This is a genomic window from Roseomonas rosulenta (assembly GCF_016106005.1).
GTDB classification, from domain to species: Bacteria; Pseudomonadota; Alphaproteobacteria; order Acetobacterales; family Acetobacteraceae; genus Neoroseomonas; species Neoroseomonas rosulenta.
The window spans coordinates 1-6,798 of sequence record NZ_JACADR010000244.1; the positions used below are offsets into that span (position 1 = coordinate 1).

6 protein-coding genes and 1 pseudogene are annotated in these 6,798 nt (G+C 70.5%); 2 read left to right on the forward strand and 5 right to left on the reverse strand.

Features of this window, described 5'->3' with window-relative positions:
• The first annotated feature begins 399 nt into the window (after positions 1–399).
• Both HW578_RS20870 and HW578_RS20875 read left to right on the forward strand, forming a co-directional pair.
• The gene (locus tag HW578_RS20870; RefSeq protein ID WP_198372642.1) at positions 400–948 is read left to right on the forward strand and encodes a TRAP transporter small permease subunit; all 549 of its coding nucleotides are present in this window, start codon (positions 400–402) and stop codon (positions 946–948) included.
• 8 nt (positions 949–956) lie between these two features.
• Positions 957–2,360, forward strand: a complete 1,404-nt coding sequence (locus HW578_RS20875) for a TRAP transporter large permease (RefSeq protein ID WP_456308291.1) — start codon at positions 957–959, stop codon at positions 2,358–2,360.
• Positions 2,361–2,612: 252 nt separating this feature from the next.
• Here HW578_RS20875 and HW578_RS20880 read toward each other — a convergent pair whose 3' ends face one another.
• From HW578_RS20880 to HW578_RS20900, 5 genes and pseudogenes are all read right to left on the reverse strand, one after another.
• Positions 2,613–3,437 carry an aldo/keto reductase gene (locus HW578_RS20880; RefSeq protein ID WP_198372644.1) on the reverse strand — a complete coding sequence of 275 codons (825 nt, stop codon included), beginning with the start codon at positions 3,435–3,437 and terminating at the stop codon, positions 2,613–2,615.
• Between the two features lie 65 nt (positions 3,438–3,502).
• Positions 3,503–4,627 (reverse strand): NHL repeat-containing protein, encoded by a 1,125-nt coding sequence (locus HW578_RS20885; protein WP_198372645.1) that lies wholly within the window; start codon positions 4,625–4,627, stop codon positions 3,503–3,505.
• A gap of 177 nt (positions 4,628–4,804) precedes the next feature.
• Positions 4,805–5,515 (reverse strand): pirin family protein, encoded by a 711-nt coding sequence (locus HW578_RS20890; protein WP_198372646.1) that lies wholly within the window; start codon positions 5,513–5,515, stop codon positions 4,805–4,807.
• A 124-nt stretch (positions 5,516–5,639) separates the two neighbouring features.
• Positions 5,640–6,518 (reverse strand): universal stress protein, encoded by an 879-nt coding sequence (locus HW578_RS20895; RefSeq protein WP_198372647.1) that lies wholly within the window; start codon positions 6,516–6,518, stop codon positions 5,640–5,642.
• Positions 6,519–6,587: 69 nt separating this feature from the next.
• Positions 6,588–6,798, reverse strand: a pseudogene (locus tag HW578_RS20900) (AAA family ATPase); the annotation flags it as partial.

A 6,798-nucleotide genomic window follows, 5' to 3' on the forward strand; every position in this document is an offset into this window, starting at 1 on the left:
GCCCAGCAGCCCGGCCAGCCCACCCGCCGCCAGCAGCAGCCCCGCCACCGCCACCGCGCCATGCACCGCCCGCGCCCCGGCGGCCGAGCGGGCCAGCGGCCAAGCGGCCGCCCCCAGCACAGCCAGGGCACCGACCAGCAGGGCGAGGACCGTCAACACGGCCGGGAGCATCGAGTCACGCCGGCAGGATAGGCCCCCGCGCGGCGCCGGGGCCAGCCTGCGCGGCCACCGGGCGCGGACCGTTCCGCCGGCGCCAAACCCGCCGCGGACCGATGCCCCTTCCGACCGATGGCAAACCGCGCTAGACGCGGCGCCGCCTCACTTGGGGGCCAATCGCACGGAGGCTCGCGCGCCATGCGCCGCCAGGACCGGCCGCAGCGCGGCCCGGACGCCCGTTAGATGCACGCGCTGCTCGGCTTCAGCCGCGGCGTGGACGCGATGAACGCGCTGTTCGGCCGCGTGGCCGACTGGCTCGTGCTCTCGGCCTGCGCGATCAGCGCGGGCAATGCCGCGATGCGCTACGGCTTGTCGCTGTCATCCAACGCCTGGCTCGAGGTGCAGTGGTACCTGTTTGCCGGTACCGTCATGCTCGGCGCCGCCTATACCCTCAAGCGCAACGAGCATGTCCGGGTGGACCTGGTCTATGGCTGGGTCGGGCCGCGCACGAAGCTCTGGATCGACGTCTTCGGCATCATCTTCTTCCTGATGCCGGCGATGCTGCTGCTGGCCTGGATGACCTGGCCCTTCTTCGTCGATTCCTGGATGCGCGGGGAGACCTCCGCCAATGCCGGCGGGCTGCTGCGCTGGCCGGTCAAGATCCTGCTGCCGCTGGGCTTCGCGCTGGTCAGCCTGCAGGGGCTCTCGGAACTGGTGAAGCGCATCGCCGCCCTGCGCGGCATGGACCCGGCCCTCGTGCGGCTCGACGAATACCAGCGCCCGGAGCAGTGATGCCTTCGATGGAGATCATGCCGCCGCTGATGTTCGGCGGGCTGGTGCTGTTCCTGCTGCTGGGCTTCCCGGTGGCCTTCAGCCTGTCCGCGGTCGGGCTGTTCTTCGGCTTCCTGTCGATCGAACTGGGCTTCTTCACCACCGCCTACCTGGGCAACCTGCCGCTGCGCGTCTTCGGCATCCTGTCCAACGACCTGCTGCTGGCGATCCCGTTCTTCACCCTGATGGGCGCCATCCTGGAACGCTGCGGCCTGGCCGAAGACCTGCTGGAAGGCACCGGGCAGTTGTTCGGCAAGGTGCCAGGCGGGCTCGCCTATGCCGTGATCCTGGTGGGCGCGGTGCTCGGCGCCATCACCGGCACCGTCGCTGCCTCGGTCATCGCCATGGGCATGATCTCGCTGCCCATCATGATGCGCTACGGCTACGACATGCGCATCGCGACCGGCGTGATCGCGGCCTCGGGCACCATCACGCAGGTCATCCCGCCATCGCTGGTGCTGATCGTGCTGGGCGATCAGCTCGGCAAGTCGGTCGGCGACATGTATGCCGGGGCGATCGGGCCATCCGTCCTGCAGATCCTGCTCTTCATGGGCTTCATCGCGGCGGTGTCGTTCTTCGCACCCCACAAGGTCCCACCCCTGCCGCCCGAGGCCCTGGTGCCGCGCGGCTGGGGGCTGTGGTGGCGCGTGATGAAGGGCATGGTGCCCTCGATCGTGCTGATCTTCCTCGTGCTCGGCACGATCTTCATGGGCCTCGCCACCCCCACCGAGGCAGGTGCGATGGGCGCCGTCGGCGCCGTGGTGCTCGCCATGATGAACGGGCGCTTCACCTGGCGGCTGCTGCGCGAAGCCATGGCCAACACCATGCGCATCACCGCCATGGTGATCTTCATCCTGATCGGCGCCACCGTCTTCTCGCTGGTGTTCCAGGGCGTGGAAGGCTCGCACTGGATCGAACACCTGCTCTCCCACCTGCCGGGCGGGCAGACCGGCTTCCTGGTGTTCGTCAACGTCTTCATCTTCTTCCTGGCCTTCTTCCTCGACTTCTTCGAGATCGCCTTCATCGTGGTGCCGCTGCTGGCCCCGGTCGCGGCCAAGCTCGACATCGACCTCGTGTGGTTCGGCGTGCTGCTCTGCATCAACATGCAGACATCCTTCATGCACCCGCCCTTCGGCTTCGCGCTGTTCTACCTGCGCGGCATCGCGCCGAAGGAAGTGCTGAGCCGCGACATCTACTGGGGCGCCGTGCCGTGGCTGTTCCTGCAGCTGCTGCTGGTCGCCATCGTCATCGCCTGGCCGGAAAGCGTGACCTACTGGCTCGACCGCGGCACCGGCGTGGACCCGGCCAGCGTGACCATCGACGCACCGCCACCACCACAACAGGACGACAACGCGGTGCCGGTGTTCCGGTAGGACGGGGCGGGCGCGCCGGAGAGGGGCTTTGCCCCCCTCCGGACCTCCCCCAACCAAGGGGCAACGGCCCCTTGGATCGCGGATCTCAATCGGGGGAATTGGGGAGGGGCATCGCCGGAACCACCGACGCCAAAGGGCCGCCATGCCCCTCCCCAGTTCCCCCGAACAAGTCGATGGGTCCAGGGGCCCTTAGGCCCTTGGTGGGTGGGGGTTCCGGGGGAGGGCAAAGCCCTCCCCCGCGCGACGCACGCCCTACAGCATCGCCAGCCCGCGTTTGCGTGTCGGTGGTGCGAAGGCGGCGTCGAGGGTTGCGAGGTCGGCGGGTGTCAGCCGGATGTCGCGGGTGGCGGCGTTCTGGCGGATGTGGGTCGGGTCGGATGCCTTGGGGATGCTGACGATGTTGGGGTCGCGAAGGGTCCAGGCGATGGCGACCTGCGCTGGCGTGATGCCGTGTCGGGCGGCGACTTCGTGCAGGGCGCGGTGGCGCAGGAGTTTGCCGCCCTGGCCGACGGGCGAATAGGCCATGACCGGGATGCGGTGCCTGGCGCAGAAGGGCAGCAGGTCGAACTCGATGCCACGGTGCTCGAGGCTGTAGAGCACCTGGTCGGTGGCGCAGTCGGCCAGGGCGGGGCCGAGTTCCTCGAGGTCGTCCATATCGCAGTTGGACACGCCCCAGTGGCGGATCTTGCCGGCGTGTTTCAGCGCGTCGAAGGCCTCCACGGTTTCGCTCAGCGGGTGAGAGCCGCGCCAGTGCAGCAGGTACAGGTCGATGGTCTCGATGCGCATGCGCTTCAGGCTGCGTTCGCAGGCGGCGATGACGCCGCGGCGCGATGCGTTGTGCGGGTAGACCTTGCTGACGAGGAAGACCTCGTCCCGCCGCCCGGCGATGGCGTCGCCGACCACTTCCTCGGCGCCGCCCTCGGCGTACATCTCGGCGGTGTCGATCAGCGTCATGCCGAGGTCGAGGCCGACGCGCAGCGCGTCGGCTTCCTCTGCGCGCGACCGTGCGCCTTCCCCCATGTGCCAGGTGCCCTGGCCGAGGGCGGGGATGGTCGTGCCGTCGGGCAGGCTGGGCATGGGTGGGGCGGGCCTTTCGGTCTGCGGCGGCGCCGCGGTCTCGGCGGTGGGGTTTGCGCTGCCGTTCAGCGTGCCGGCGGCAGCGGCGTCACCAGGCGGAAGCGCTGCGCGCGTTTTCCGGTGTCCACCTCGGTCGTGTAGAGGTTGCCGCGGCTGTCGCCGGCCATGTTGTGGACCCAGTGGAACTCGCCGGCATTGCGCCCGGCGCGGCCGAAGCGGCCAGTGACGGTGCCCTCCTGCCGCGACATCAGCCAGACCGTGTTGTTCGAGCCGTCGGCGGCGAACAGCGTGGTCTGGCCTGCATCCGGGAACAGCTCGATGTCCCAGACCGAACCGCTGCCCAGCGTGTCGGTGGCGACGAAGATCTCGCGCACGAAGGTGCCATCGCGGCGGAACACCTGGATGCGGTCATTGCCGCGGTCGCACACATAGACCAGGCCGTCGCGCGCCAGGCGCACGCAATGGACGGGGTTGCGGAAGGTGTCGGCCGGCGGCTGCCCGGGGCGATAGGCCGGCAGCGGTGCGTCGGGTCCCGGCGGGCTGCCATAGGCGCCCCAGTGGCGGCGGTAGTTGCCGGCGGCGTCGAAGACGATGACGCGGCGGTTCTGGTAGCCGTCGGCGACGAAGATCTCGCCATTCTCGGGATCGACCTCGACATCCGCGGGGCGGCCGAGCCGCGTGGTGTCGTTGCTGCCGCCGGTCTCGCGGTAGCGGCCGATCTGCATCAGGAAGCGGCCTTCGGGCGTGAACTTCAGCAGCACATGGTCGTTCGTGCCGTTGCCGCCGATCCAGACATTGCCCTCGTGGTCGATGCTGATGCCGTGCTCGTTCTCGGGCCAGGAGGGGTGGTGGCCCGGCCCGCCCCAGGCGCGGATCACGTTGCCGTCCGGGTCGAACTGGATGACCGAGGGGGCGGGGATGCAGCATTCGGAGCGCGGCGGGGTCAGCGTCGCGCCGCGTTCATCCTCGGTCAGGGTGCGCGGGCGATGGATGACCCAGATGTTGTCGCGCGCATCGACCGCGACGCCGGCCGCCTGGCCGATGCGCCAGTTGTTGGGCAGCGGCTTCGGCCAGAAGGGGTCCACCTGGTACTGCGGCGGCGCGGGCGCCGGTTGGGCGATGGCCGGAGTCCCGAGGCCCAGCGCGGCCGTCAGGAGAACAGCCCCGATCGCGATGCCGGTGCGGCGCATGGCGCGTCCTCCCTCATGGCGGAAGCGTCCGTTGCGCTCCCGCTGGAGAAGGGTCCGCCGCGCCCGGCCGCGGCGTCAAGCGGAGACTGGCGGCGCGCATCCGCGACGCAGGACCCGCGCGCGGTGCGCCCGGCGGGATCGCCGGGCGCACAGCCCGCAGCGGCAAGGCGGCCGCCTTCAGTCGGCGGCGACTTCCACCATCACCAGCTCCGCATCCTCGGTCGCCGTGATGGCGAATTCGCGCTCGTCGCGGATGGCGATGCCGTCGCGCGCCTGCGCCGCGACGCCGTTCACCGTGACCGCGCCGCGGGCCGGCACGATGTAGGCAGCGCGCCCTTCGCCGAGGGGCTGCACCAGCGTCTGCCCCTTCTTCAGCGTGGTGGCGAGCACCGCGCCGTCCACGTTGATCGGCAGCGCGCCGTTGCCTTCATCCTGCGTCCGGCCCGAGGCCAGCACGTCGAACCCCGCCTCGCGCTTCTCCTTGGGAAACTTCTTGGCCCCCCAGGAGGGCTTGGCGCCGCGGCGGTCGGGCATGATCCAGATCTGGAACAGCGTGGTCTTGCCGGGTTCGAGGTTGTACTCGGCATGGACCACGCCGGTGCCCGCGCTCATCACCTGGACGTCGCCGGCCTCAGTGCGGCCTTCGTTGCCCATGTTGTCCTTGTGGGTGATCGCTCCCTCGCGGACATAGGTGATGATCTCCATGTCGCGGTGCGGGTGCGGGTCGAAGCCGGTGCCCGGCGCGATCTCGTCGTCGTTCCACACGCGCAGCCTGCCCCAGGCCATGCGCTGCGGGTCCATGTAGTGGCCGAAGGAGAAGTGGTGGTTGGCGTCGAGCCAGCCGAACTTCGCCTTGCCGAGGCTCGAAAAGGGTCGCACGTCGATCATGGTGCCTTGCTCCGTCTGCGGCGCGCGGGTCCGCGCCTGTTGCAGCGGGAGATAGGCGGCCGCGCCGGCCCGCGCCACGCGGCCGGCCTGATCGCGTCCATTCAGGCCGGTGATGATGCCCCGGTCAGCGGCACATCATCACGGGAATCTCGGCATTCTCCAGCACGTGGCGCGTGACACCGCCCAGGATCAGCTGCCGCAGCCGCGAATGCGAATAGGCGCCCATGGTCAGCAGGTCGGCCCCGAAGTCGCGCGTCGCGCCGAGCAGCCCCGCGCCCACTTCCCGCGTGGCCGGCTTGAAGAGGGTGATCTCGGCCTGGATGCCGTGCCAGCGCAGATAGGCCTGGATGCCCTCGGCCTTCGGCCCGCGCCGCTGGTATTCGTCCGAGGCCAGGATGCGCACGGCCGATGCCTTGTGCAGCCAGGGCAGCGCGGCGGCGACGGCGGCGGCACTCTCTGCCGTGCCATTCCAGGCGACGCAGACCCGCGTGCCGATGTCGGGCGGCGCGACGCGCGGGGCGATCAGCACCGGGCGGCCGGAATCGAACAGGATGGCGTGCAGCGCGTCGGAGGACGACACGTCCTCGCCCGCCTCGGGGTGCGGCACCACGGCCATGTCGTACAGGCGCGACTGCTGCGCCACCACGTCCTCCTCCCGGCCGGGGATGGATTCGAAGGACAGGGTCGGGCCCTCGGTCTTGGCGGCGGTGTCGGGGTTGTCGGCCAGCGTCACGCCACCCAGGCCCGAGGTGAAGCGGTCGAACAGCGCCTTCACGCGATCGGCGCGCTCGCCGCTCTCGCGTTCGGTCGCGGCCATCATCTCCTCGATCATCGCACCCGACAGGCCCTCGCCCGCGAGCGGGGCGACGTCGCGCGCATCGACGCGCACATGCAGACAATGCACATGCGCGCCCCAGGCGCGCGCGGCGATGAGCGCGGTAGCGAGCGCCGCTTCTCCCGAAGCGGTGCCGGTCAGCGGCAGCAGCAGGCGGCGATAGGCCATGGTCTCAGTCTCCCCAACCGCGGTTCGTCTTGTCGTCTCTTCCCTGCGGAGGGAAGCCTAGCACAGGAATCAGCCCTCGATGCCAAGGGCGGCGCGCGCGGCGTCCTCGCCGCGCGTCGTCACGTCGATGCGCCGCCAGGCGATCTCGCCCGGATCGGCGGCGGCGGCGCGCAGCAGCACGGCCTCGTCGGCGTCCGAGGCATCGTCGCGCCGCGCGGCGATGCGCGCGCGCAGCACGGGCAGCGGCGCCTCCAGCCACAGCCCGTCCAGGGCGAGGCCG